This window comes from Tengunoibacter tsumagoiensis, assembly GCF_003967535.1.
GTDB classification, from domain to species: Bacteria; Chloroflexota; Ktedonobacteria; order Ktedonobacterales; family Ktedonobacteraceae; genus Tengunoibacter; species Tengunoibacter tsumagoiensis.
The window spans coordinates 3,438,775-3,464,182 of sequence record NZ_BIFR01000001.1 but is presented as its reverse complement, the minus strand read 5'-3'; the positions used below and the strand labels follow the sequence as shown (position 1 = coordinate 3,464,182).

General features: G+C 48.5%; 22 protein-coding genes. 8 read left to right on the top strand and 14 right to left on the bottom strand.

Translation table 11 applies throughout. The annotated features are described in order from the left end of the window. Positions 1-56: 56 nt before the first annotated feature. The gene (locus EL628_RS13660; protein ID WP_126580490.1) at positions 57-1,082 is read right to left on the bottom strand and encodes a phytanoyl-CoA dioxygenase family protein; all 1,026 of its coding nucleotides are present in this window, start codon (positions 1,080-1,082) and stop codon (positions 57-59) included. A 180-nt stretch (positions 1,083-1,262) separates the two neighbouring features. Here EL628_RS13660 and EL628_RS13655 point away from each other — a divergent pair, with 180 nt between their 5' ends. Further along, on the top strand, positions 1,263-2,072 hold the full coding sequence (locus EL628_RS13655; RefSeq protein WP_126580489.1) for an AraC family transcriptional regulator: 810 nt from the start codon (positions 1,263-1,265) through the stop codon (positions 2,070-2,072). Here EL628_RS13655 and EL628_RS13650 read toward each other — a convergent pair. Beyond that, the gene (locus EL628_RS13650; protein WP_126580488.1) at positions 2,069-2,611 is read right to left on the bottom strand and encodes a hypothetical protein; all 543 of its coding nucleotides are present in this window, start codon (positions 2,609-2,611) and stop codon (positions 2,069-2,071) included. The two genes, EL628_RS13655 and EL628_RS13650, sit on opposite strands and share 4 nt — an antisense overlap. A gap of 119 nt (positions 2,612-2,730) precedes the next feature. Continuing rightward, positions 2,731-3,099: a YybH family protein gene (locus tag EL628_RS13645; protein WP_218028914.1), complete on the bottom strand. Its 369-nt coding sequence runs from the start codon at positions 3,097-3,099 to the stop codon at positions 2,731-2,733. Between the two features lie 205 nt (positions 3,100-3,304). On the opposite strand from EL628_RS13645, the gene EL628_RS13640 reads away from it, so the two are divergent. Then, positions 3,305-4,333, top strand: coding sequence for a tyrosine-type recombinase/integrase (locus EL628_RS13640; RefSeq protein WP_126580486.1), 1,029 nt, complete (start codon positions 3,305-3,307; stop codon positions 4,331-4,333). A 109-nt stretch (positions 4,334-4,442) separates the two neighbouring features. Here the strand turns inward: EL628_RS13640 and EL628_RS13635 are convergent, their stop codons facing one another. From EL628_RS13635 to EL628_RS13620, 5 genes are all read right to left on the bottom strand, one after another. Then, positions 4,443-7,574, bottom strand: coding sequence for a carbohydrate-binding protein (locus EL628_RS13635; protein ID WP_126580485.1), 3,132 nt, complete (start codon positions 7,572-7,574; stop codon positions 4,443-4,445). Positions 7,575-8,138: 564 nt separating this feature from the next. Beyond that, positions 8,139-8,861 carry a hypothetical protein gene (locus EL628_RS13630; protein ID WP_126580484.1) on the bottom strand — a complete coding sequence of 241 codons (723 nt, stop codon included), beginning with the start codon at positions 8,859-8,861 and terminating at the stop codon, positions 8,139-8,141. Positions 8,862-8,899: 38 nt separating this feature from the next. Further along, the gene (locus EL628_RS13625; RefSeq protein ID WP_126580483.1) at positions 8,900-9,694 is read right to left on the bottom strand and encodes an alpha/beta hydrolase family protein; all 795 of its coding nucleotides are present in this window, start codon (positions 9,692-9,694) and stop codon (positions 8,900-8,902) included. 219 nt (positions 9,695-9,913) lie between these two features. After that, positions 9,914-10,039: a hypothetical protein gene (locus EL628_RS30790; protein ID WP_281276540.1), complete on the bottom strand. Its 126-nt coding sequence runs from the start codon at positions 10,037-10,039 to the stop codon at positions 9,914-9,916. A 104-nt stretch (positions 10,040-10,143) separates the two neighbouring features. Further along, entirely contained in the window at positions 10,144-10,986 is an 843-nt protein-coding gene (locus tag EL628_RS13620) for a MerR family transcriptional regulator (protein WP_161975490.1), read from the bottom strand. A gap of 244 nt (positions 10,987-11,230) precedes the next feature. Between EL628_RS13620 and EL628_RS13615 the strand changes: the two genes are divergently transcribed. Then, the gene (locus EL628_RS13615; protein ID WP_126580481.1) at positions 11,231-12,145 is read left to right on the top strand and encodes a DUF2268 domain-containing putative Zn-dependent protease; all 915 of its coding nucleotides are present in this window, start codon (positions 11,231-11,233) and stop codon (positions 12,143-12,145) included. 133 nt (positions 12,146-12,278) lie between these two features. Here the strand turns inward: EL628_RS13615 and EL628_RS13610 are convergent, their stop codons facing one another. Together EL628_RS13610 and EL628_RS13605 are read right to left on the bottom strand one after the other, a co-directional pair. Further along, positions 12,279-13,106: an SMP-30/gluconolactonase/LRE family protein gene (locus tag EL628_RS13610; RefSeq protein WP_126580480.1), complete on the bottom strand. Its 828-nt coding sequence runs from the start codon at positions 13,104-13,106 to the stop codon at positions 12,279-12,281. Between the two features lie 384 nt (positions 13,107-13,490). Further along, entirely contained in the window at positions 13,491-13,922 is a 432-nt protein-coding gene (locus EL628_RS13605) for a hypothetical protein (protein WP_126580479.1), read from the bottom strand. Between the two features lie 825 nt (positions 13,923-14,747). Here EL628_RS13605 and EL628_RS13600 point away from each other — a divergent pair. After that, positions 14,748-15,872 carry a DUF7482 domain-containing protein gene (locus EL628_RS13600; protein ID WP_136626712.1) on the top strand — a complete coding sequence of 375 codons (1,125 nt, stop codon included), beginning with the start codon at positions 14,748-14,750 and terminating at the stop codon, positions 15,870-15,872. A 339-nt stretch (positions 15,873-16,211) separates the two neighbouring features. On the opposite strand, the gene EL628_RS13595 is transcribed toward EL628_RS13600, so the two are convergent. Further along, the gene (locus EL628_RS13595; RefSeq protein ID WP_126580477.1) at positions 16,212-16,724 is read right to left on the bottom strand and encodes a pyridoxamine 5'-phosphate oxidase family protein; all 513 of its coding nucleotides are present in this window, start codon (positions 16,722-16,724) and stop codon (positions 16,212-16,214) included. 180 nt (positions 16,725-16,904) lie between these two features. Here EL628_RS13595 and EL628_RS13590 point away from each other — a divergent pair, with 180 nt between their 5' ends. Then, a complete protein-coding gene (locus EL628_RS13590) occupies positions 16,905-18,953 on the top strand; it encodes a molybdopterin-containing oxidoreductase family protein (protein WP_161975489.1) in 2,049 nt (682 codons plus the stop codon). Positions 18,954-18,969: 16 nt separating this feature from the next. Here EL628_RS13590 and EL628_RS13585 read toward each other — a convergent pair whose 3' ends face one another. Together EL628_RS13585 and EL628_RS13580 are read right to left on the bottom strand one after the other, a co-directional pair. After that, positions 18,970-19,593: an NADPH-dependent F420 reductase gene (locus tag EL628_RS13585; protein WP_126580475.1), complete on the bottom strand. Its 624-nt coding sequence runs from the start codon at positions 19,591-19,593 to the stop codon at positions 18,970-18,972. 85 nt (positions 19,594-19,678) lie between these two features. Beyond that, positions 19,679-20,035, bottom strand: coding sequence for a hypothetical protein (locus tag EL628_RS13580; protein ID WP_126580474.1), 357 nt, complete (start codon positions 20,033-20,035; stop codon positions 19,679-19,681). Between the two features lie 563 nt (positions 20,036-20,598). On the opposite strand from EL628_RS13580, the gene EL628_RS13575 reads away from it, so the two are divergent. Further along, the gene (locus EL628_RS13575) at positions 20,599-21,552 is read left to right on the top strand and encodes a phosphotransferase family protein (protein WP_126580473.1); all 954 of its coding nucleotides are present in this window, start codon (positions 20,599-20,601) and stop codon (positions 21,550-21,552) included. 316 nt (positions 21,553-21,868) lie between these two features. Then, on the top strand, positions 21,869-22,108 hold the full coding sequence (locus EL628_RS13570; RefSeq protein ID WP_126580472.1) for a hypothetical protein: 240 nt from the start codon (positions 21,869-21,871) through the stop codon (positions 22,106-22,108). A 105-nt stretch (positions 22,109-22,213) separates the two neighbouring features. Here EL628_RS13570 and pgi read toward each other — a convergent pair whose 3' ends face one another. Further along, positions 22,214-23,848, bottom strand: a complete 1,635-nt coding sequence (pgi, locus tag EL628_RS13565; protein ID WP_126580471.1) for a glucose-6-phosphate isomerase — start codon at positions 23,846-23,848, stop codon at positions 22,214-22,216. Between the two features lie 474 nt (positions 23,849-24,322). Between pgi and EL628_RS13560 the strand changes: the two genes are divergently transcribed. Then, positions 24,323-25,090, top strand: a complete 768-nt coding sequence (locus EL628_RS13560; RefSeq protein WP_161975488.1) for a gamma-glutamyl-gamma-aminobutyrate hydrolase family protein — start codon at positions 24,323-24,325, stop codon at positions 25,088-25,090. Positions 25,091-25,408: the final 318 nt, after the last annotated feature.

Below are 25,408 nucleotides of genomic sequence, written 5' to 3'. Positions count from 1 at the left end.
GCTATCATCCGGATGATCAGCCCCACCTGTCTGGCAGGAAAAGCTTCCAGGATTCTTTAATCGCGCTCGTTTGCTGGATCTCCATGGGGGGTAAGAACCATCAGATCCTGTTCGTCACCCATCATGGACATGGTTTTCTCGCGCTTGACACGGGGTGCTGGGGGGCGATTGGCAGCGCAGGGTGTTCCAAAGAGTGGTTGAGCGTAGGGGAGATGTGTCTCACCACGAGCCAGGATATGGAGATAATTACCTGCTTCACCCTCATAGGGCTGACCATGGTTCCAGGGGACCAGTGAGTGAGCATTGCAGTAATGACCAACAAAGGCGCGACGTGTGCGATCTTTGCTCATATTGCGATGAGAGCGATGCAGAATATGCCCGCCAAAGAAAACGACGTCCCCAGGCTCAACCTCTGCCTTGACCTCTTTCCCAGGATACTTATGCGCCACGCGGGTCAGACCATTATTCTTTTCATCGGTATGGCTTGCATTATAGATTGGTTCGATATCGCTCAGATTCTCTTGCCCATTTTCGCTGATACCATCCGAATCGGGATAGACTGGCTCATGTTGTGAACCAACGGTCATCCATAAACAGCCATTCTCTTCATCGACACGATCTAATGCCAGCCAGGCTCCACATAAGGTATCGGGTAGAGTTGGGATATAATAAGAATCCTGATGGTACCCTTGCCCAGGCTGCCCCGGGTTTTTAAAGAAGAGCATCGATTGCAGTGCCAGCACATCCGGGCCAATCAGGGCTTCTAGCACGTCTAACACGCGAGGATGGAGTAAGAAGCGTTCATGAATCTCCAGTGTTCTGTGTAGCATATGGACACGAAGATAATGGGCGATCTTCTTATCGGCGTCCCACTCTGCCGGAGGTGGTGTTACTCCTGGAAAGTGCTCTTTGCCCGCTAGAATGCTATCCATGTGCTCATTCATCTCGCGCACATCATCCAGGGGCACAAGCCCTTTAACAATCAGAAAGCCCTGCTCACGAAACGTCACATAGTCCTGTACTCTGACAGGATAAGGATCATAGCGTCTCTGCTGAGATACAGGGGTGGCGGTTGTGGTCATATCAATGCTCCTTTGCGTGAATATGTCTGAAATTGATGAAGCCCAGAAATTCGGTTTGTCGATCTGCTTCTTTCTTCTGATATAATACGCTGAAAAGAAGGAGCTACAGATAGCTGGAATGAACGTACTGTTGTCTGAAAGTAACATCATTCTCTGGTGAATAGAAGAAAGAGGAAAGCGATGGAGGATGGCTTCTGGCCTGAGCAGGTACAGATTAACGAGATTGTGTATCCTCCTAAAGGGACGTTAGGGCCGAGGATTCAACCCAACCTGCAACTAGTCCTGGTTCATCGAGGACACCTTACCTTGACGTTAAATGGGCAGCAGCATTTTATACCAGATACGACGATATTTGTTCTTTTTCCTGGCGGGAAAGAATATTTTGCCTTTGCCGAAGAGCAAGAGACCCATCATTCATGGCTGCATATTACCTCGTCCATCCCCGAGAAGATTCTTCAACGTCTTCAGCGTTTAGAATGGCCGCTGCCACTTTCATCAACAATGCTCCAGTTGATGCAGCAGGCTCTTGCAATACGTCCTCATGTCTTCTCTACCAGAGAGGAGATCCTGAAAACGTTGGCTTTGCAGATGCTCTGGCGCTATATTGGGGAAGGTGAAGCGCGCCTGACACAGACGAGGCAACAGCATCCAGCTGTAGAGCATGCTCAGCAGTACATTCTCATGCATCTCAGTGAAGATCTAACGCTAGAAAAGATCGCAGATGTGGTTGCTATGAGCCCTGCTCACCTGATTCGGCTCTTTCAAGCGCAACTTCAAACCACGCCAATGGCTTATGTCTGGCAGCAACGGGTACAATTGGGCATTCGGCTTCTGGAACAGACCGGGTTAACAGTGGGGACAATCGCTGAACGCTGTGGATTTCAGTCGCGCTTTCATTTTTCTCGTCGCATTCGTCAGGTTAGTGGGGCAACCCCACTGACGATTCGCCAACGTTCCTGGCAGCATCTCCAGAGAGAAGATCTGCTTTAATCAGACAGTCGGCTAAGATGGCAGAAGCGTTCAACCTGTGAACGGAGCACGCGTTTGTTCTGCTGAGGATTTGCTATCGAAGGATCTGGCACCCATTCCAGGCTACCATTCTCGATCGCGCGTGCAATCCGCATTCGATTAGCCTGTGTATTTTCGCCAAAGGCCAGTGCAGCAGCATTGCTAATCGTAATCAACTCATCCACAGAGATCCACCAGCGGGCTCGTGAAACAACAATGCCGATCTCTGTCTGCCAAAATTCTTCGGGATAGGTTGAGCTACTGTGTAAGACAGTTCCAAGTAAGATATCTCTCAAATGAGTCAATGCTTGCTCAACCTCTTGTGCCAATTCATCAGTGCGCTGATATTTCCCATTAGCCACGTCAATTAATAGGGTAAGGTCCTGTTGTAAGGTCCATGTTTCCTGTGTGTGCTCATTGTTCTGTGAAGAGATCTCCCCAAGCGCTTCTCCAAGCGCGAAATAGCGTTGACGGACCAGCGCAATAATTTCTTGTGATACAGTTCTGTTAAAAAAGGTCATATATCTTTCTGTTATCGTCTCGTTGAGTTTTCTCTTATACCTGCGCTATTATAACGCAACTAACGTTAGCATACAAGAGGGTCCTGGCAATGCGCATTGCCAGGACCCTCTTGTCCCATTCACTGTGGTAATGAGCTCAGGTGTTCATGGATGACATACCACTGACCGTTATCCTTCTGGAACACGTTTGTTCCCCGTCCTTTTCCCTGTGCCGGACTTCCACCAACGGTTCCTTTCCAATAAAAGTGGTAGATGCAGACTGCATCAGAATCGCCTTGAATTAGCCACTTGATATCATCAATCCAGTAGTGCTCATCCTTGACCACTGCCCAGGTTGTTTCAAATGCCGCTCGAATCTCTTCTCGACCGCAGTATGTCCCTTCACTAAACCAGTAGGTGGCGTGTTCAGAGATCAGTGGGGCAATCTCATCATAATCATGAGCACTGTTTTTCTGGATATATTCCTGCAAAAACTCTTCTGGATTCATGGCACGCATTCCTTCCAAGAGGTGAGGACGATCAGCATTATTCTATTGTACACAGGCCGTTAAGCCAGCAGCAAAATGAGCAGTTCATATACATACTCTGTCCATCTCGGGTGCTCAGAACCAATAAAAGTAGACAAAAAACGTTATTCATGGTATAATCCTATTATTAGTTGCAATTTCTAGACATTGAGGATACAGGACACCAATGGCAGAACAATCTCTTTCCACCATCGTCAATAGCAATCATATTGATGTAGCGATTACTGCATGGATAGATTCAAAGACGCGCCATTCAGGAAGTCAGAAGACACGAAAAGCCTACGAGGAGACCCTTTTTGCGTTTCGCAATCTTCTCTGGCAGACGGGGCGTGAGTTAGATCCTTATCTGAATACGCATGGCGATCTCTCTGAAGCGGCCTGCCGTCAGGCGATAACAGAGGTGGCCCTTGCCGCACAGGGATTTGCAGGCCTTTCGGTAAAAGAGAAGGTTGTCGCTGAGGCCACATACAATCAGCGCCTCGCCATTTTAAGTAGTTTCTACACGTTTGCCAATAAGCGTCATTTTCTTACCTGTGGAAACCCTATCTCTCTGGTCGAGCGCACCCGTGTCCAGTCCTATAAAAATGCCCAGCCCCTGGAGACACAAGACGTTGCCCAACGAATGCAAGCTATAGATCGTACGACAAAATTGGGGGCACGTGATTATGCTTTGCTGGCAATCTTATTGCAGACGGGGCGCCGCCTCTCTGAGGTCATCGATCTCCGCTGGCGCAATGTCCTTGTCCAGGGATCGCGTATGACCTTAACATTTGAGCATTGTAAGGGTGGCAAGACGATGCGTGACACGGTACCGACACCTGTCGCCAATGCACTTCTGGAATGGATGGTCATGGCATATGGGCGGAACCTGCGTGGACTGCATGGAGATTCACCGATCTGGATTAGTTTTACGCGGAAATCAGAGAAAGAAGATTCAATTCCGGGAGTCGTGCCACCACCGCTGACCATTCGTTCGGTTGCAAATATCTGCGAGAAGCGTCTGGGGGTCTCAAAAGTGCACGTTACCCGTCATACCTGGGCTCGCACAATGGAAGATGCCGGGGCTAAAGTCAGCGATATTCAGGCTCGTCTGGGCCATGAATCGCTTGCTACCACTGGCCGCTATCTGGCCGCATTGAAACAGGCCGACAATAAACATGCGGATACCCTGGCCTCTCTCTTCGGGCTGGCGTAACGAAGCGTTCAAATCAACTATTTCAAGGCCACATATGAGCGTACGGGCCACGTCCCCAGAGAGGGGGGTGGCCCGTACGCTCGTATGCTTACAATCTATGGGTGACACGTTACTTGTAATAACATCCTTTAAACGTTCCTACCAATGGATCGCCAAACGTTGCATTATTACATGAAATGCTGTTGGTCACAGTCTTGTAATAATATGAACTGTTGGCACCATAGGCCACGGTCACGGTACCAGGAACGGCACACGTTCCGTTCTCACTGGCACAGAAAGTCCAGCTTGTTGGTGGTACAGACGCGAAAGCGCATGCTTTCACTGTTCCTACCAGTGGATCGCCAAACGTCGCGTTGTTACAGGCAATACTGGTAGTGGCTGTCTTATAGAAAAATTGGTTATTGGCTCCATAGCGCACCACCATCGTACCACTAAACGAACAGGTTCCATTTTCGCTGGCGCATGTGGTCCATCCTGATGGAGTTGGCGTTGGCGTGGAGGTTGGTGTTGATGTCGGGGTCGGAGTCGGTGTTGATGTTGGCGTAGGCGTTGGATTTGAATTGACAAAGGCAACACCATTGAGACTGATATTGTCCAGATCGCCAGTTACCAGCGTCCCATTGTTGTGTGCATCAACTGCCAATCCAACATAGACAGTCTGTGGGAAGGCAAAGGTATCGGACCCTGTCTGCGTCCAGGTCGTTCCATCGTGGGAAATGAAGCCCGTGATGGTGCTCCCCGAACGGACCAGTTTGAGCCAGGTGGGTGAATCAAACTGTGGTGGAGTGCCATGATTGGTCGATCCGTTGTCAGTGACGCGTTCCTGGAAGGTCGTATCCCCACTGGGGCTGTAGTAGGTGATCGCATTAGCTGCACTCTGATCCAACGAATCTCGAATCATCACACCCACTTTCGCATAAGGATTAGAGTCTCCCAGCCAGGTTGTGCGTGCAATAATCGTAGCATCGCCCGTCACTGCCTGATAGACAAAATGGAACGAATCTGCAGTTCCAGAGATATCCGAGCCACTGGCCGTGATATGCAGCGTCCCATTATCGAGAGAGGCTGAGCCAACCTGACCAACCGATCCGATATCCTGGCTCATCCAGCCTGAGGGAAGTGCTCCAGGAGAAGGAATCGTTGGTGGCGTTCCTGTTCCTGGTTGGATCAACAGGGCATTGACTGTCCCAGCGTTCGCACCTGAGGGTTGGGCCGACGCCCGCAGCGTAACGCTATGGAGCCCCGCAGAGAGAGAGGTTGAACCTGCAACGACAGTCTGGAAACTGCTGGTCCCCCCTGTGTTGGGTACTGTGATTGTGGTGAGAAGGACACTATCAATGTAAACGCCAATTGCCCCTCCACTGGCACTATTACCTGCACTGACCGCAATCTGGTACGAGCCTGATGCATCTACTCGCAGCAGATAATCTGTCTCGTTCCCCAGGTTGGTCGTTGCGCCACTCAAGCCAGTACGGGTAATACTGTAGTGGGGCCCGCCAATGATCGTCGGACTTGTTGCTGAGACCTCCAGACCCTGTGTGATCGCAGGCAAAGCATAGTTGGGATCATTGACCACAGCTGCGGCCTGAACCAGTGGGTAGGTGCTGGCCGTTTTAAAGTTGTTCCATTGCCCAAACGTACCCACGGTATAATTTTCCCCACCCGCTTTAACAAAATCATTGAAGGATGTGATTAATGCCTGTTTGGCTCGTGCATCTACGCGGCCCTGATCTCCAACGGTGCCACTAATGCCCCAGCTTCCTTCATAGGACATGAAGTGCAGACCATAGCTTCGCGCCCAACGTGCTTCGATATTGATCATATTCTGGTAGCTATCCTGGGGAATCCCGGAAGCAAAGAGGGCATCTACGCTACTGGCACTGTCATTGTTACTATTGAAGTAGACCGCACCACCACCGCCCCAGAAGTAGTAGGAGAGGGGGTGAGGATCGGAGACATGCTGGATACCATCTGCATTGTTATAGTAATCATTCAAGAACAACAGCTCATCTTCCGCTGTATTATTGAGGTCTGCATATTGCCAGAAGAGCAGCGGACGAACCCGAGACCCCATGGCACTATCGCCATAGATGCTACGGAAGATTTTGCTGACATTGAGGGCACGATTGGCATAGTTGCGATGCCAGATGAGATTGCCATCGGTATTACCATCATAAATGAGCGGCGAGTTGGGATTGTTGGCAATCTCTTGCTGGGCCCCAATGGGTCCATCATAGAGATCATGCGCCTGGTCAAAAGAGAAATTCCACGCTTCGTTGGTGTACTCCACATAGAGATGTAAATTGGACTTGAGCGGTGCCCAGACGGGATTTGTCTGGGGACTGGTGTACGGATTGAGACCATCGCTGCCATACAGAGTTAACTGTGCCAGCTTCGTAATATAATCCGTATTGGCACGATCCGGAACGACCAGATAGAGATCCTTGTTGTTATCGTTGGCAATCTTGACCATGTATTCAAAGGCCATTTGATTGCCTTCGAAAGCGTTATCGCCTGGGAGAATTTTATGCTGGGACGCATAACTGATCGTGGTGCGATCAGACCAGTTGGTCGATTTGTTCCAGTTGGTGCCAAACATAAACCGTAGATAGGTATAAGGTGCAACAGCCTGAGCCACGTACGGAGTAAAGATCGTTGAAGGGGCGTAGGTGGTGGTCGATCCTTCGCTGACAGGCTTCATCATGACTACATTGGTAATGCCTGTATTTGTGGCACTGCTGGCTGTACGATGGGTATTTGTGAAGTTCAGGTTGAAATTGATCGGCCCTGTATCGGTAATCACAATCGTCGCTGTCGTCGTATTGGTTGCGGCAGTATATTGCTGGTTGCTGATCGTTCCTCCAAAAGGAGAGATTGTGGCCTGTCCTGTAAAGCTCAGTTGATAGGTACCATCGGTTCCAGACGCTCCCTCCCAGACATAGAGTGAGGCATCTTCAGTCGGCCATCCATTGGCATCGACTGTAGCGGGATTGCTGCCACTGTTCCACGGTGAGGAGGTTTTCATTGCGTCGGTAAAGGTATCGTAATCAGGTTCTGTAAGATTGAGTCCGACAGACGGTCGCTGGTTGGAGGTCTCGGCATGTGCCTGGAAGCGAGGAACCACCAGGAGTGCAGAGGTGAGAAGCAATGCGAGACAGAGCAAACCGACAAGGAATGTCAGGCTCCAATGTGGTTTCTGATTGGGGGCAATGATAGTCTTCATTGTCAAAAGACGTGTCATGGGTAGACTCCTTCCTTAGAGACAATTTACATCTTCATTGATAGAAAAATTGTTGCGTGGTGAATAGTTCTTTCTGGCTCATCACCTCCTTTCCAAATTTTCTTCTCTCTTCCTGATAGCCATATTGATGACACAACGATATGTCGTCCGCATGACCAGCATATGGACAGAGAGCTTTGTGAGGAAACGATTGATTGTGATAGCAGCAAAGGATTCAAGAACCGGGAATGTTCTGTGCAATCTTTTTTACAACAAAAATGCGAAGCATTACGGGGGAGGAAATACAATTCTCAATCTTATGATAGATAGCACGCTCATAAATAAAGTGTATCCATCCAAAACGGCAATGTAGAATTGTTTCAGAACAATATTGTTCTGAAACAATTCTACATTGCTAATGCACAGCTTGTCAAGAGGAGCAAAGTATCTTAAATCTTTCACACCGGTGCTAGATAACGTTTTTTGTTTATCTCTCCACTAAAACTGTGGAGCATGTTGATCCTTGACGGTATGAATAACAAAGGGCTTCGATTTGAGAGGATGGTGATAGGAATGAATTACTTATTAAACATAGAATGCATAGAATAGGGATATGGGGGCTTCAGTCCATAGTTCTGCATAGAGAAAACAGCCAGGATAATCTTCTACCTGTTCGAGCTGGCTGACTCTTTGCAGAAAGATGGCCAGTGATTCATTATGGATGCGCCAACCTCTCCGTAACAACTGATTCCAACTGGCACGACCTTGCAGCGAAGGCATTTTCCGGGCTTTGGCCGCCTGGACAAACTGTGGCGGAAACAGTCGCGTATACGATTCCCAATTATAGAGCCATGATCCACCAACGACCCACAATGCATCAGGATGGTTGGATTGAATATGCTGAAACATTGCGCGTAGCTCCTCTTTGCGCTGTATGATACGCAAATGACTGAGGGGTCCATGTTCCGACTGATCATAGTCTCCAAAGTGGAGCCGTATCTTCTGTGTGGCAGGATCGTAATTGTAGGAAAAACAGCCCCAATGTGGTTGTTCTTCAGCGGATGTAGGGATCTCAGGATAGCGTTGGAGATAATACTCGTAGGTATATTGCGTTTTATCAGCGGCACCGGGTAACCCGGAGATATATGCTTCCCAGACCGGGTTGGTAGGATCAAAACTCCAATCCAGGCCAAAGATACGATACAAAGCGGTATACTGCAAAACGACCTGTTCAAGAGGTTGGGATGCAATGTCTGCAATTTTTTGTGCCAGTGCCAACTGAGCCACAAAAAATTCCTTTTGATACATCGGTGCATTCCTTGAAGCCAAAAGAAATCTCCTTTTCCTTACTGGTTGACAGGGGCATAGCGCGCGAGAAAGTTTTGAATCCGTTGCATTACATCAGCATCATATTCACTATCAAAAAGGGCTACTCCGTGCAGGCGCCCTGGATAAAGGTGGATATCCTTAGGCTGACTTGCAATATCTGCCATATGTATTGTTTCCTGAGAAAACCTGTCATCTTCGCTATTGATAAAGAGCTTTGGTGCCTGGATTGCACGAACTTCATCATCACTGACCATGGAACCAAAATTTTGTGGGGCTGAAAGTGTGATGATTGCCGTCATCTTGTCGTGGGCCGCAACTTTGAGTGTCGCTGTCCCACCCATGCTTGAACCGATTAAGACAATGCTACTTACGTTCTGCTGGCGCATAAAGCTCACTGCGGCTCTCAAGTCGGTCTCATTCTTCGTTGGATTTCCCTTTCCTTCTGAGTCACCATTTCCACGGAAATCGTAGGCCAGAACCATGTAGCCTTTTGCCGCGATTCGTTGCGCAAAGCCATTTGTACTCCAAATATCTTTATTTGCGTGAAGCTCATGCGAACAAATAATTCCCGTTTTTCCTGTTCCATAGAGTATCCCGGTTAGCGTCATATCATCTTCCGTTTTAAAGTGCACAATCTGATTAGGAACTGTGGGAAACGTAGGGGTTGGTGTGACTGTGGGGACCGTAGGGGTTGGTGTGACCCTGGCAACGCTGGTCGTCGTAGGGGTTGGTTGTGTAGTAACAGTTGAACTGTTGCATGAAATAAAGAGTAGTATAAGAGCAATAAAAGGCAAGAAACGTATATGTTTCATTGGTAGATCTTTCCTCTCTTTTTCGTCAAACACCTCAATGCATTGTTGTTCTCTTGTTTAAGCTCAAATGTCTTCATGATTGCAATATCACCCCTTGTCGAAATACTATACAATAATGATCCTCTTTTAGCAACATAGCTGCGTTTCTCACCGATTATCGATGATGGAGCCAGTTCCATATTTTTTGCGAAAGTTGTTACTGACCCAGGGCAATCGCATCTAATGAACCCCGTCAAGAACGCGTAAGAGATACTGGTTGTCCCAGCCCGCTTTGAGACGCCTGGCATGGATACCAACGCGAGAAGACCGTTCCTGTTGATACATCGGTGCATTCTTTGAAGCCAAAAGAAATCTCCTTCTATTGAATGATTTCGGTTTCGTCTTTCTCTATGACGAATTAGAGTATAAATCATGTTTTCCCAATTCGTCTTTTTGCGTGTGTAAAGTCACTAGCTGGTCGAACACTGTCTCCCTGGAGTGCGTTTATAGTGGGCCAGCGCCTTCTGTAGAAAAGCTTTTTCCTCCTCGCTCAGGTGATAGGCTGGTAACGGTTTCTCTTCCAGGGGAAGCGCCTCATAGGTATTCCACCATTGTTTCACGCCAGCCTCGACATCCGCATCACCCCGCGTGAATTGCTTGATCAGTTCACTGTGCTGCTTGGCCAGAGCCTGGCCTTCTCTATGGGTTGGATCTTTGCCTTCTCTCACCAGTTTCCTCACATCAGAAAATACGGCATCCCATTGCTGATTGGCACGTTGTTGATCTTCTTCGGTCCAGCTCTCGCTCCAGACTGCCAGCTTCTGAGCTGCTTCAGGACTGTATGATTTCCGAGAGATTTCAGCCAGCTTCTGTTGTTGTTCGTCAGTAAGATATTTCCTGACCCATGCTCTATCCTGTTCCGCATGCATCACCTGGATAACATCGATAATAATAGCCTCCCAATCTCCCACATTTCCTTTTAACAATGTTTCAGCTTTCTCGATGGCTTGCAGAACCGTATCTAACTGATTGCGCTTCTCCTGCATCATCGCCTTCTGCATGAGAAGTGCCTCCTGCAAATATTCTGGATTCTTTTGCAGGCATACTTTAATCTCTTCCAGAGAGAACCCTAGAAATTTCAATGCCAGAATCTGTTGTAAACTCCAGAGATCCGCATCCGAATACAGTCGATGTCCGGCCTCAGTATGCTCAGAGGGGGAGAGCAGGCCCACTTTATCATAAAAACGTAAGGTCCGCGCTGTGACGGCGGCCTTCCGGGCAAATTGGCTGGTTGTATAGCGTTTGTGCTCCAAACACGTTCTCCTTTCAACTATTAGTATAAGCCATGACGTAACGTCACAGGTACTATATCTCAGCGGATTGGCGGGATTATCCAACAACATTTTATGTGAAGATGGGTCGCCGCACCACCTATCCAAAGCAGTGCGCACAGCCTGAGAGAAGAAAGCGCCAAATAGACTTGCAATAGGCTTGCATATGACGTAACGTCATGGGTTAAACTCTTCTCTGTACTCCCAAACTTGAAAGGAATACGAGATGAAATTGCAGATTATCGATGCCGAATCCATCTATCAACGTTTGCTCAACAGTGCCAGCGCACAAGAGAGCGAGGCGCTGTACTGTCAGGAACTCCTGGCCCCGTTTGAAGGGATGATGCGTATTTATGGAGGCAATGATCCACTGGCCATGGCAAAAATGTGGTCCTTCTATACACCCGAAGATTTCGATGGGGAGCAGCGTCCCTTCATTGAGGATATGCTCCAACGGCTGAGCGATAATGGGGTCTGGCAGAGGTCCGCAACTGCGCTTGAACGGGGTGTGAGTGCATTTGCCCCTTATGCTGACCAGATTGCGTTAGACACCATCAACTGTGCCTTAGTCCTTACAAAGCATACAGGTATCAATACATTGGGGCGAGGCTACGCCGGGTTTGGAGGCTTCCCTGGCTACTTGATAGTCACCCTCAGTCTGGTTGATGACTACACCATTCCACGTGTAGGGCCTGCATTGGTCCACGAACTGAACCACAATGTGCGCTTCAAAATCGTGCCTTTTCTGCCGATGAGCATCACGGTCGCTGATTACATCATTGCCGAAGGGCTGGCCGAATCGTTTGCCGCTGAACTTTTTGGACATGATCTGGTAGGCTACATGGTGACTGATTTTGATGAGGAGGAGATTGCCACAGCGAAGCGCGTGATCGGGGGGAATCTTGACGTGAGCGGGTTCAATGCTGTGCGCAGCTATATCTTTGCTGTGCGCAGCTATATCTTTGGCGATACGATTGCCGCGTCTTCGGGATTACCAAAGGTCGGATTACCCGATTTTGCAGGGTACGCCATTGGCTATCGCGTCGTCCAACACTATCTCCAGCGGACAGGGCGATCCGTTGTTGATGCCACCTTCCTCCCATCACAAGAGATTATCGAGGAGTCCGATTTCTTCGCATAGCAAGGCGAGAAGGGCGTAGAATGACCATGCTATGGATCTGCTCGTTGTGATAGGAATGGTGTTGGCATAGTTTTGATCCTTACATGGCTCTTGCCCTTCCTCATGATTGGGAGACAGCCGTACTGCCCTTTGGCTATGGCCAACCAACACCTGGTGCAGGCGCCTGGGCAGTAAGTACCTGACCTGTTCGCGCCCCATCTGCCATATGTTCAAAACCACGCCACTCAGCGGCCATCATGAACAGCGTTTGCTTGTTTATCCCTCCGAGCATGCAAGCGAAGCAGCCACGGTCGAGATGGATCGTCTGCAAGATCTCACCACCTTCTCTCACGCGTACGCAACGCTTGTTTGGGACATCTCCATACCAGACGGCACCCTCAGCATCGAGACAGATTCCGTCGGGGGCAGCTCCTTCGAGTGCGGCCCAGACCCGCCGGTTCAACAGGTTGCCAACTGCATCGATATCGAAGGCTGTAAGACAGTTTCCGTGGGACTCGGCGACGATCAACGTCTTGTTATCAGGTGTCACGGCCATACCATTCGGGAAAGCGATGCCGTCGGCCACCAGACGCGCCGACCCATCGGGGGTGACCAGGGCGATGATTCCAGGAGCACCAAAGTCGCCGCCGTTGATGTAGACGTTGCCACGACCATCCACGACGATCTCGTTCCAGATGCCGGCAAGGCCGCTCAAGTCGGCATGGGTCACCAGTTCCCCATTGGACTCTCTGCGTAGGAGAAGTCCCTCGCGTCCTGAGACGACGAGCAAGCACCCATCGGGCAGCCAGTCGATGCAAAAGGGGATCGTGGTCGGTACGCGGACCATGACTTCGTTCGTGCCCGCTAGATCGACGGCAACGACCTCCTGGGTACCCCAGTTAGAGAACCATAGACGGCCCTCGTGCCACCGTGGCGATTCACCGAACCCGAGACCAGTCAACAGAGTTTGCAGTTCAGACATTTTAAAAAATCCTTTTTTTGTTATCCTCCAACTTATAGCTTTCTTGAGGCTGATCAATTGAACTCTCGTTCAGTATATCATTTTCCTCATCTTTAAGAGACGTTGACCTTGTGTGAAACCAGAGCCATTTTTCAATCTAGCGGCGGATTTAGAATTGCGACTAACTGCCATTAGTTGCAATTCCCTTTTCGAGGGTGGTGTATGCTCTCTCTTCCCAGGTTGTAAATAGAAATGGTAGTTTGTATCGAGTCAGCAAATGGGACAATGCAAATTAGACCAAAGAAGAGAGGGAGTTATAAGAGAGGTCGTACATCTGCTCTCGCCAGAGATATGGTCCTTGAGTTGGCTCAAGGACCATGAATATTGCTCTGAATCTTCTAGAAGCTACACAATACGGAGTTCGGAACTCCCAGCCAGGAATTTCAGATTGCCGAGGCGCTCCGGCGGCTGACCTTTCTTGAGCAAGCTGGCTTTTACCGCAGGACGATACACTTGAGCAAAACGCCAGACTTTGTTCGTACCCTGCTCATATCCCTCCGCAAACATTGCTCTGGTCCGTTTGCCTTCAAGTGTGAGGTAGCCATTGTAAACCAATGCACCCTGTTTCACACTCCCAGATTCGAGCAGTTTCTGGATGACGGGAAAAATCTCACCGAGATTTTGTTCTGGGAGAGCGATAATTGATGATGTAGTAATCAAGGCGGGAAGAACCTCGTCATCCTCATCTTCTATTTGTCCAAACCCAGCGTTAATTGCCTCATGGATCAACTTGAGTAGCTCATCACTAATATCTAATCGATTTTCCCTTGTTGACAAATATGCTCCTCCTGGCAAAAATGATTTGAGTGAACCCTGGCTCCAAAAAGCAGCTCTTTCAGGCACTCAGGAAATTCAGCAGGCCCATCTTACCACATCAATACGAAGCACTCAACTTCGTTGGATTGTATCCTTTTAAAGCATCGACACTCTGATACTGTATGCGTCTCTGTTATGAAAGTTCGACCATTGCCAGAATATCATCTTGAATTGCCTGGTGAATTAAAATCCTCGTCATAAATACACTCCCTGTAAAAATGTGTTCGCTTCCCGCTATTCGGTGATAAGTCCTTTTCCTTTCCTAAGTATACATAATTCCTATTTTTGCTAGGATCTTATCCCACCCTCCACTTCTCTCATGCTTGTTCGTGAATGGAATCATGAAAATGTGGGTAAAGATGGAAGGAAACAAATCTGTGCGCCATTTTTATCGCGTGGTCTCCTATCTCAATGAGTTCTCCGTGTGTTGTTTTTGTGGATCTTTCTATAGAGACAATAATCATTCTATAGAAAACTATTTGTATCAAATAGCAAAAATAGTCGTTATGAAAGTGTTGTCAAGGAGATATCGTGATAGGAAGGATCTCTCGTAGCATGTTCAGCATGACATAGGAGGCTATCTTGATTCCCACTCTATTAAATGTACTGAATGGAAAGCGGCTAAGGAGAGCTTCTCTCTTTACCCTGCTTGTATTCCTTTTATTCTCCCCAATGGTAGGTACCGTAAGTGCTTCTATTGAGAGAGAAAAAGATGGAGGTTCTGGCAATTCCCGCAATCCAAAAGGCTCTGCACAGATAGATGAACGGGGCGATACCCTTTTGTCGATGGATCGTTTTGTTTTTAAACGAATCAGAGAGATTAATCTCACACGTGGCACCGTTCGCCTACCACTTTATAAAGGCAATGCCCAGGGCAAGACTGTCTGGTATATCATTACCGATGCCTCTGATTTTGGTATTGCCCATGATCTGAATGTTAATTACGCACCTAAGCTGGCAAATATGGGGATTAATTGCCCACGATGTGTTCAGGATACTACGATTACAGTGCCTGAAAACAACAAGTTCGATACTGCAATCGTCAATTTTGCAGGGTCTCCAGACTTTAGTCCTACACGCTCAATTACGGCTGGCCCAAACGGATTTCCTCCACAAAGCTATCAACCTGGTGCTGTCGGAGACGAGATGTATAGCCCATACATACGTTTCCAGAACTCTTCGGTCGTGTATAATGCACCAATTGTGGCTAGCGGAGATGGTCCATTTGATTTCTATCATCATACGAATACAGGAGATCGCGTGGTAGGAATTGACCTCAAAAATAGGACTGTTGATCTGCTCATGGTAAATGGTTTCGACGCTGGTCAACGGATCTTATACATTAGTACTGACTCAAATAATCCTCTAGCTGCTACCATTGAACGGGCTACCTACGTTCCAGCTCTGGTTAACGCACCCTACCCAGGAGGTGATGATTTTATTGCATCAGCACGCGAGCGTATCTTTACGTTTAGCAATGGACAGATTGGCCGGGACAATCCACAGGCTCAAGGGTTGAGTAATTTACTGTTGAGCGGAAATGATGAAATCGAAGCCACGCCTGAGAATATCGGCGTTGGTAAACCTCTAGGAAATTCGCAGGCAGATCCATTGAATATTCAGGGTGATTTTCCGTCCCTTGATGATCCTCGCCATGCGAATGCATACAGCCCCGCATGGGACTTGCAAATTGGAGAATGGACTCAAGAAGCCATCAATAAAGGACTCAACATTCGACAGACAGATGAGAATCGCATTCTACAGTTGGTCTTAGCTGGCTACATTACAGGTCCTGGAGGGTCCACATACGGATCATCGAACATCCTCATTAACTGTCCCCCCGTCGGCTTCTTAGATCAAAGGCCATCGTCTGATCCCATCTCAATACCCGCTGATTATGGGAGTGATTAAGTCAAAAAATCATCTGAATTTGACCTGCTTTCTCCCCCTTGTTTGAGCTATGGGGAGGAAGCAGGTCTTTCTTTTCTTCAAACTACATGCAGAATATCATGTTTTAAAATATATCGCAATTTTATTTTAAAATACATTAATTATTGTATTTCAATTGTATTTCATAATTTCAGTTTAAGATTGCTGTTCCTTCTGTGAGCTGGAAGATGACTAACGAGGCCATTGAAGGGAATGAGGAGGCTGCCTAAGTACAACTGCCACGAGACATGTATTAGCCGCATATATCTAAAATGATATAATGCGGCTAATGGGTGTTTCGTGGTCAAGTGACGCGAGCAGTTAGAACTGGTGTCGGGTCTGGCTGCGGCCTATAACGAATGAGAAGACTTTGGTGGGTTTGACGGAGAACACGAAGTTCGAATCTGTGAGAACTCGTTGTGTCTCTTCATCGTAGAGGTAAAAATAACCATTGCGTACCTTGTATGGCCAGCTTCCATCCCACTTGGTTGCCCAGACCGAGGCTAAGCGTTCGAGCGTGTCCTGGTTGGTGACCTGCACAGCGTCGCCTTCAACCACCACGCTAAGGCCTCCCCTCGGGTTATTGCCGGTTGTCAGAATGACGTGTGGGTTTTCACGCAGGTTGACAGTCTTCTGTGCAGTATTTTCTGCAGTAAAATGGATAGCCCCGTCGTGCCATACGGCTACTAGCGGCGTGACGTGAGGGCGACCATCAGTCCGCACTGTTGAGAGCAAGAACAGATCAGCTGTTTCCAACGCCTGACGTGTCTCTTCCCATGAGGTGACTACTGCGTTTGGTCCGCCATGTCCAAGTGTTGAGATAGGTTCGCTCATTTTCAGAATTCCTTTCAATCGTCCCATTCCTCTTGCAGGAAACGAGACTCTCTCAATCCATTCTCTTTGCACGAAGGAAAACTGGAAATTGATCGTAATTCTCCACAGAAGCACTATTTTTCTTGTGATATTATGAGGAGAGAGACGAATAAGAAAAACGCTCTTTGGAGGAACACAAAGATGACCCAGAGCCGCCGCCAGATAACAACCATGTGCCCTATGAATTGTCGCCCAACCCAGTGTGGAATGACCGTTGAAGTGGAAGAGAATAGACTTCTCTCAATCAGAGGTGATCAACAGAATCCTGACAGCCGGGGTTTTCTCTGTATCCGAGGGCAGGCGACACATGAGATCTTTAGCAATCCCAAACGATTAAGAACTCCTCTTCGCAGGATCGGATCTCGTGGTGAGAATCGATGGGAGCAGTGCTCATGGGAGGATGCCTATGCGCTTCTGGTGAATGCTATCCAGCAGACACAGCCAGAACGCGTCGGTTTGTGGCGTGGACACGGTATTGGTACCACTGGCGTGACGAACAGTACGCTTGTGAGCCGTTTTGGCGCGTTGGGAGGTTTTCAGCAGTGGACGACATCAATCGTTTGCTGGGCCATGGGCGGCTATGGTCTGGGTCTCACGGGAACATTGTCTATCAATACGAAAGAGGATATGGCAGCTAACTCGAAGACAATTCTCCTCTGGGGTGCAACGCTCGCCAGCCAACCCGATCTCGGTGCCAGTCTTGTTAAGGCTCGCAAACGTGGAGCACATATTATTCAGATTGATACGAGGCGCACCGAAGTCTCCCGGCTGGCTGATGAAGTCTTGCTCATTCCTCCAGGTACGGATGCAGCCCTTGCGCTCGCCCTGGCCCATGTCATTCTCGCTGAAGGTCTCCATAACCAGACCTTTATCGATGCCAACACCCTGGGCTTCCCACAATTCGCGGCCCACCTCCAGCAGTATACTCCCGAATGGGCCAGTGCGATTACGGGTATCGAACCCGAACGCATTTGTCAACTCGCCCGCTCCTATGCAACTCAGACTCCTGCAATGATTGTACTGGGTGGCAGCTCGATGTTTAAACACCAGTATGGCTGGGAGTCCAGTCGAGCCATCTCCTGTCTACCAGCTCTTACTGGACAACTGGGCATTGCTGGTGGCGGATTGGGGCAACGCCATGGAGCTTTACCAGAGAGTACAGGGCTCGCCAATGTTCTGGCTGATGTCACTGCCAGGATGACTCAGGATCTGGCTATTCCAAGCCATATGGCTACTATTACTGGTGCTTTTAATGAGGGAAAAATAGATGTCCTGCTTTTATTAGGAACAAATATGCTCTCCTCTTTTGCTGACTCCAAGCAACTTGCGCAAGGACTGGATAGGGTCAAGTTGATCGTTTCATATGACCTGTTCATGAACGAGACGACCCGTCAGTGTGCAGATCTTATCTTCCCTGCCACCGCCTGGCTGGAAGAAATTGGCTTGAAGCAGACCGATACACATATCTATTTAATGGAGCCAGCTTTACAGCCTGAAGGAGAATGTCGTTCCCTGACGACGATCCTTCGTGATCTGGCCCAACAGCTCTCCATCGACAATTTCTTTCCCTGGCAGAGCGAAGAGGACTACGTGCATTCGTTCCTGGCGGCTCAGCAAACAGAAACAGGAGCGCCACTAACGTTAGTAGAACTTCGTCAACGTGGAGGCTACTGGCAAAAAAAGAAGCTTTCGCATATTGCTTACCAGAATCATCATTTTGCTACCCCCTCTACCAAAATCGAATTCTGGAGTGAGCGCGCACGACAAGCCGGGCTCTCGCCACTCCCAACGTACACCCATCCAGTTGGAAGCAGCTATCCTCTGCGTTTCTGTCAGGGGCGAACACTCACCGCATTCCACGCCTTCTTTGATGAGGGTCAGGCGCTCCCTACCCTGGCCGCAGCCAATCCGGGGCCAGAATTATGGATCCATCCAACTGATGCTCAGCAACGTCATATTCAGACTGGAGAAAAAATCATCATTTTTAATGATCGTGGACAGTTCGAGGCCAAAGCACATATCACCGCGGATGTTCTGGAGGGAGTTGTCTGGATGCGTGATGGCTGGTTCGGGATTAACAAACTTACAAGTGGAACAGAGACGGTATCGCTGATAGCCAACGAGATTGTTCCGGGCGTTCCAGGAGGACAGGCTGCCTATGATGCATGGGTTGATTGCCGAACCTGTTGAATCATAAGACTGACAACTATGGTAGTTGCGCAAGCCGCTTTCGCGCCTCTTCAACAGTTAAGGGAATATTATAGATAGGTGATCCTGGTTGTTGGAGCAGGCCACCTTCGTGCAGTGATCCTGTATCAAGAGGGGCAAAACCAATCTCTTCAATAAGCTGAGAAACAATCGCTTTTGCTTGAGCATTATCTCCTGCTAGAAAAATGACAAGCCGATTCTGAGGCGTGGTGCGACCACCAGTGCGCAGTGTTTCAAAATACATCGTGTTAAATGCCTTCACAATGTGAGCCTGCGGAAGTTGTCTGGCTACCTCTTCGCTTGAAGTGCTGGGAGAGAGATCAATGAGCTGGAAGATAGCGCTATAGGGATTCATTGCATCAATGACGATCTTATTGGTGAAGAGTTGTGCATCCGGCAATTCATCGCGTTTAACCCATGGAATGGCGAGCAGAATAACGTCACCGAATTGAACTACCTCTTCAGCCGATAGGGCCTGAGCATTATGCCCAAGCTCATGCACAAAGTTCACCAACGATTGCGGCCCTCGTGAATTACTGATGGCAATCAAATGGCCTGCTCGTGCAAAGAGACGGGCCGCATTATGCCCAATATTTCCTGAACCGAGAATTCCAATGTTCATCAATATCCTCATCCATTTACTTTGCTGCAAGCCTTGCAGAACAATTCCTGATCAGCGGGCGGAGATAAGATGAATATATCATATATCACCCCCGCTTTTCTTTCAAATTCCTTTCCCTTAAGATCAAAGGATCTTGCATCAGCCCACCAGAAGGTTGTCGAGAGAGGCGTGCAGGACCAGTAGCAATGACCACGATCAGCGCCACAAGGCATTGTGCTACTACCCCCTGCCAATTATCCGATAACGATAGGGGAAGATACAGCGCCGTGATGTTGAGAGCATTATGGAACAAGAATGCCAGCAAGACACTGCCTCGTGTATGATTGTAGACCCAGGTGATCAGAATGCTATCGGCTATCGTTCCGCACGCAAAGATAAAATGTTTCATTTTCTGATCATGCTCGCCTTCCGTCTTTCTCCCCGCTATGGCTGAATCGATCATTTGTTGAGTTCATTGAGGAATCGCGAAACTGACCGTTTTCTGACACGTATTGCTCTGTTTCTCTGTCTTAGAGTAATATTAGAGGAGGAAAAACGGGGAGACCTCTCTATGCTGATCTTGACAAATAATGGCCAGTAGCGTACATTTATACTATAGAATCAATTTGAGTAGTAAAGAAAGGCATCTCTCCCGATGACGTGGACGTTATCTTGTTAGCCTCTCCAACGGCTGCACCCCTTCCTTGCCTCTAGTTTTATCTCAAGCAGTTTACCATCCCCTTCTCCCATAGTGTGAATTGCTTGCCTGGATTTATGCTGAGCACTCTATTCATCACTATAGTAGATACACACATCGTCTTCTGGCTTGTAAAGGGAAATGCCGCCGATGGCGGACCTTGAGCAAGAGATATGTTTGCGGGTCATTGTGTGGCCTTTTCCCATTCCTCTAATCTCACTCGCAATATGTACCCCTTATCTCACGTCCGGCGCAATTTTTCCCTCTATACATCTATACATCTTTTGTTATTTACACTCTATGTGACGTGTTGATAATGGAGAATCTTTATGCCTGACCTTAGACCAGTTGTTGATCGTGAACAGGTGCTTACAGCACTCGGTCAGTACTTCTCAGCACCAATCACCAGTCTTACTCCCGTGGAGGGTGGGCAGGTAATGCGCACCTTCACTTTTAGAGTAGGTGAGCAAGACAATCAAGACTATATCGTACGCTTCAATCACGATACTATGCTGACCTCAAATCTGCCGAAAGAGATATATATCGCAGGTAAGCTGGTGGTAGCACCAGTTCCCATGTCGCCAGTCCTGTATACGGGACGCCTGAATGAGCTCCACTTTGCAATCTCACTCAAAGTGCCAGGCCAGATGGTAGAAAGCCTGATCGAGCAAGAAGTCGAACTGCTCATGCCAGAGATCATGCGGATTCTGGACGCTATTCATCACATTGATGTAAGTGATACGCAAGGCTATGGGGTCTTCGATTACCGAGGGATGAGCACAGTCTCTAGCTGGCAAGGATCTCTTGCGATTATCGCGAAAGAGGAAGATGAGCGCGACTACTTTGGTAAATGGTACTCCCTGTTCACGGATACCTTTCTGGAGCGCGGTCTATTCAAGGATATCTACTGGAAGATGCGAGACCTGCTCGACTTTTGCCCCACCGAGCGTTACCTTGTGCATGGAAACTATAGCTTGCGCAATATCCTCGCAGACCATGGAGAGATCACCGCCGTTTTAGATTGGGTTGACGCGAAGTATGGCGATTTCGTCTTCGATATTGCCGGGCTGGATTTCTGGTATCCCTGGCTACGTGTGCGCGAACGGTTCCAACGCTATTACCAGGATCAGCAGATCAATGTCCCTGCATACGAACAGCGTATGCTCTGTTATCAATACTATATATTCTTGAGCGCCATTCGCTTCTATGCCAGGGCAGGAGATGAGCGGGCCTATCACTGGGTGAAGCAACGTCTTCTGGAACTACAGTCTTTCCAGGCCTGAGGATAGATGTAGCGGGCCAGGGCTGGGACCAGAGGAGAAACAGAAATCCCAGGCTTACCATGAATGGGGAGGAGATTTTCCTGTTGTTCCAGTGATTTTTTCTCCATGTGGATGTATACATTAGCAGATAGAAGAGAATCCGACAGGTATCTGAGCCTGATCTCCTGTCGTTCCTGGATACGGAACCTATACCTTGAGCACAAAAGCTCTGATTGCCTCACTTTTCGCCTTCTTGTACATTACCCTTGTGGGAGGCATATTCTCAAGTGAGAAGACCACCACATCCAGTTTGCCTAGACAAGAAAGGATCTTACTCATGATTAGCATGACACGTTCGTTCAAACCTGTGCTTGATTCGATCGAACAGGCTCCTGAGATGGAGGCAATTGAATTAACTGAGGGTGAGTTGGAACAGGTAGGTGGAGCATGGGGTGGTGGTTGTGGTTGTGGTAGCAACAACTACTATTACTATGACAACTATGGTTCCTATCATCGCCACCATCACAGACACCATCACTTCCATTCGCACCATCACTTCCATCATCATCGTCACTAGCCAGGATCGCCTGTCAACACCGATCAGCCCGACAAGCGTACAGAGAGAGGGTGGGCCGAGATGCTCGATAGCTCGGCCCACCCTCTCTCTGTACGTTCCAAACGGTTATTCTGCCTTGCGAGCCTTACGGTAGCGCTGGATCAGCGTATTGGTAGAGCTATCATGGTGAAGATCTGGCTCTTCTGCACTCTGAAGTTCTGGTACAATCCGGTTTGCCAGGGCTTTTCCGAGCTCAACTCCCCACTGGTCGAAGGAATTGATATGCCAGATCGTTCCCTGCACAAATACTTTGTGCTCATAGAGCGCAACCAATTTTCCCAGCATAGATGGTGTCAGGCGATCAGCCAGAATCGTATTGGTGGGATGATTTCCCGTAAAGGTACGATGAGGGACCTGATAGTCGGCGACTCCATCGGCTGCCACTTCTTCAGAGGTCTTGCCAAAGGCCAGAGCCTCGGTCTGAGCAAAGAAGTTTGACATCAGAAGATCGTGATGGGGCTTAATGGGATTGAGCGTCTGGCTAAAACCAATAAAATCACAGGGAATTAACTTGGTGCCCTGATGGATTAATTGGTAGAAGGCGTGCTGGCCATTGGTGCCAGGTTGCCCCCAGATCACAGGACCTGTCTGGTAGTTGACAACATTTCCGTCCAGATCCACATGCTTGCCATTGCTCTCCATATCTAGCTGCTGGAGATAGGCACTAAAGCGATTGAGATACTGATCATAGGGCAGAATAGCAACGGTCTCGGCACCAAAGAAGTTGTTATACCAGAGCCCGATCAGGCCCAGTAGCACTGGCAAATTCTTCTCAAATGGGGCCGTACGGAAGTGCTCATCCATCTCGTGGAAGCCAGCAAGCATCTCATAGAATTGCTCAGGGCCAATGGCCACCATGAGTGAGAGGCCAACGGCAGAGTCATATGAATACCGACCACCAACCCAGTCCCAGAACCCAAACATGTTGGCTGTATCAATGCCAAACTTCGAGACCTCCTGAGCATTGGTCGAAACTGCCACAAAGTGCTTTGCAACCGACTCTTCAGATCCAAGCGCTTTGACACTCCAGTCACGAGCACTACGCGCATTGGTGAGGGTCTCCTGCGTGGTGAAGGTCTTCGAAGCCACGATAAAGAGGGTCTCAGCGGGGTCAAGATCATGAACGGCTTCAGCAAAATCAGTGCCATCGACATTTGAGACGAAACGGAAGGTCAGATTACGATCACTATAATGCTTCAAAGCTTCATACGCCATGGCTGGACCGAGATCAGACCCACCAATACCTATGTTGATCACATTACGAATACGCTTGCCTGTATAGCCCTTCCATTCGCCGCTCCGTACACGATTGGAGAAACTGGCCATCTTCTCGAGCACTTCGTGAACTTCAGGGACAACGTTCTGGCCATCCACGACAATGCTTGATCCTTTAGGCGCACGTAATGCAACGTGTAAGACCGCACGCTTCTCGGTAATATTGATCTTCTCACCGCTGAACATAGCGGTCGTACGCTCTTTTAAACCAGAGCTCTCTGCCAGATCCAGGAGAAGCTTGAGCGTCTCATTGGTAATACGGTTTTTCGAGTAATCAAAATAGATACCAAGAGCATCAAGCGCGAAGGTTTCTCCACGTTTGGGGTCTTCCGCAAAGAGAGTACGCAGATGCAGATCACGGACCTCTTGATAATGTTTCTCAAGCGCGGTCCAGGCTGGACGCTGTGTCAATGAATTTATAGCCATTCGTCATAGCTCCTCTATCAGTACATTTTTCGATGAGGGGACGGTGAAAACTATCCCCCCGTGTGTTATATCACAGTATTGATACCATACGATAGGTTTTGCGGCCTCACAGCAAGGCTTAACGCTCTAATTCAATGGAGATGAGAAAAAAGTAGTGGCTACACTTGACAGATAGTGCCATGAAAAGGTACAACTAACAACAAAGGAGTGATACAATACTGAAACAATGTTGTACCACTTAAAAACATATGCTCACACAGGAAGACAACAGACAGATCCTCTACGTCGATAATACCTCCGACTCATAGCCGAGCCTTCTGGGGTTTGTATGAACAACGACCGTTTTGTGGTAGGGTGTGGTGGAGACGAAAGCCTCAGCATGGCATATTAGCATATCTACCATGTGCTCTTTTTTTATCGCTGAAAGACTGGCCCTGGCCTTTTTATACTTTTTATATGAAGGAGTTGTATTGTATGCGTCCACTGATTGGTATTCCTTGCCGCACAGGTCACTATGGCAGAACTGAACGCTCTATTAGTTACAATAATGATGCTTATCTCCACGCCATTGAGCATGCTGGTGGAGTGCCTCTTCTCATTCCTGTCCTTCAAGAGCTTCATGGGATTCAGGCCCTTCTCGCCAGTCTCGATGGCCTGCTTTTGCCAGGTGGTATAGATGTTCAACCCCTTCATTATCAGGAAGAGGCCAGTGAATATATCGATAGAGCTCATCCCCAACTCGATGCCTTAGAACTTATGCTGGCACGATGGGCATATGAGCAGAATGTCCCCACATTGGGGATCTGTCGTGGGATGCAGGTTATCAATGTGGCCCTTGGTGGCTCGCTCTATCAAGATCTGGCCAGTCAGTATCCAGGAAGCCTCTTCCATGCTAATTGGGATCAACCCCGCAATCAGATTATCCATACGATAGAGCTTACCTCTGGGAGCCGCATGGAGAAGATTCTAGGCGTAGGTAAAGTTGCCGTTAATAGCCTGCACCATCAAGCAGTGAAAGTTCCTGGCAAAGATGTCGTCATTACAGGACGTGCCGAAGATGGCGTGGCTGAACTCTTAGAAGTGACTGGTCGACGCTTTATGCTTGCTGCACAATGTCATCCCGAAGAGCTCTTTGTTGAATCTACTCCCTGGGCCCGCCTCTTTCAGGCCTTTACTGATGCTGCCAGCCTAAAAGTGCAGCCCCTCACTGCACCGGTCGAGGTAGATCTTCTTGCTAGCTAGCTCTTGAGCATCAATGCACTATTGAACGGGCCATCGAAACAATTGAGCTGGCCCGTATTTGTTCCTTCCTCAATCTGTTCATCCATTCTAATAAACTGGCTCAAAGAAAGCCACACCTTCTTTGAGCCGTTTCCAGATCTCTTCAGAAAACGCACTTCAAAAGGTGGGAAGACAAATCCATCTTGTAATCCACCGATTGGTGGAAGACATCTCACCTCTCTGTTCGCTACACTGCAAAGGAAAAGGCACCTCAGGCTTGACCTGTCTCTCTACTGTTGAGATTGTCAAGGGCGAATACGGCGTTCATTAGATAAGGGA

Excerpts from the sequence above, each read along its gene's own strand:
- EL628_RS13660 (WP_126580490.1), bottom strand. The coding sequence starts at position 1,082 with ATGACCACAACCGCCACCCCTGTATCTCAGCAGAGACGCTATGATCCT.
- EL628_RS13655 (WP_126580489.1), top strand. The coding sequence starts at position 1,263 with ATGGAGGATGGCTTCTGGCCTGAGCAGGTACAGATTAACGAGATTGTG.
- EL628_RS13650 (WP_126580488.1), bottom strand. The coding sequence starts at position 2,611 with ATGACCTTTTTTAACAGAACTGTATCACAAGAAATTATTGCGCTGGTC.
- EL628_RS13645 (WP_218028914.1), bottom strand. The coding sequence starts at position 3,099 with ATGAATCCAGAAGAGTTTTTGCAGGAATATATCCAGAAAAACAGTGCT.
- EL628_RS13640 (WP_126580486.1), top strand. The coding sequence starts at position 3,305 with ATGGCAGAACAATCTCTTTCCACCATCGTCAATAGCAATCATATTGAT.
- EL628_RS13635 (WP_126580485.1), bottom strand. The coding sequence starts at position 7,574 with ATGACACGTCTTTTGACAATGAAGACTATCATTGCCCCCAATCAGAAA.
- EL628_RS13630 (WP_126580484.1), bottom strand. The coding sequence starts at position 8,861 with ATGTATCAAAAGGAATTTTTTGTGGCTCAGTTGGCACTGGCACAAAAA.
- EL628_RS13625 (WP_126580483.1), bottom strand. The coding sequence starts at position 9,694 with ATGAAACATATACGTTTCTTGCCTTTTATTGCTCTTATACTACTCTTT.
- EL628_RS13615 (WP_126580481.1), top strand. The coding sequence starts at position 11,231 with ATGAAATTGCAGATTATCGATGCCGAATCCATCTATCAACGTTTGCTC.
- EL628_RS13610 (WP_126580480.1), bottom strand. The coding sequence starts at position 13,106 with ATGTCTGAACTGCAAACTCTGTTGACTGGTCTCGGGTTCGGTGAATCG.
- EL628_RS13600 (WP_136626712.1), top strand. The coding sequence starts at position 14,748 with ATGGATCGTTTTGTTTTTAAACGAATCAGAGAGATTAATCTCACACGT.
- EL628_RS13595 (WP_126580477.1), bottom strand. The coding sequence starts at position 16,724 with ATGAGCGAACCTATCTCAACACTTGGACATGGCGGACCAAACGCAGTA.
- EL628_RS13590 (WP_161975489.1), top strand. The coding sequence starts at position 16,905 with ATGACCCAGAGCCGCCGCCAGATAACAACCATGTGCCCTATGAATTGT.
- EL628_RS13585 (WP_126580475.1), bottom strand. The coding sequence starts at position 19,593 with ATGAACATTGGAATTCTCGGTTCAGGAAATATTGGGCATAATGCGGCC.
- EL628_RS13580 (WP_126580474.1), bottom strand. The coding sequence starts at position 20,035 with ATGATCGATTCAGCCATAGCGGGGAGAAAGACGGAAGGCGAGCATGAT.
- EL628_RS13575 (WP_126580473.1), top strand. The coding sequence starts at position 20,599 with ATGCCTGACCTTAGACCAGTTGTTGATCGTGAACAGGTGCTTACAGCA.
- EL628_RS13570 (WP_126580472.1), top strand. The coding sequence starts at position 21,869 with ATGATTAGCATGACACGTTCGTTCAAACCTGTGCTTGATTCGATCGAA.
- pgi (WP_126580471.1), bottom strand. The coding sequence starts at position 23,848 with ATGGCTATAAATTCATTGACACAGCGTCCAGCCTGGACCGCGCTTGAG.
- EL628_RS13560 (WP_161975488.1), top strand. The coding sequence starts at position 24,323 with ATGCGTCCACTGATTGGTATTCCTTGCCGCACAGGTCACTATGGCAGA.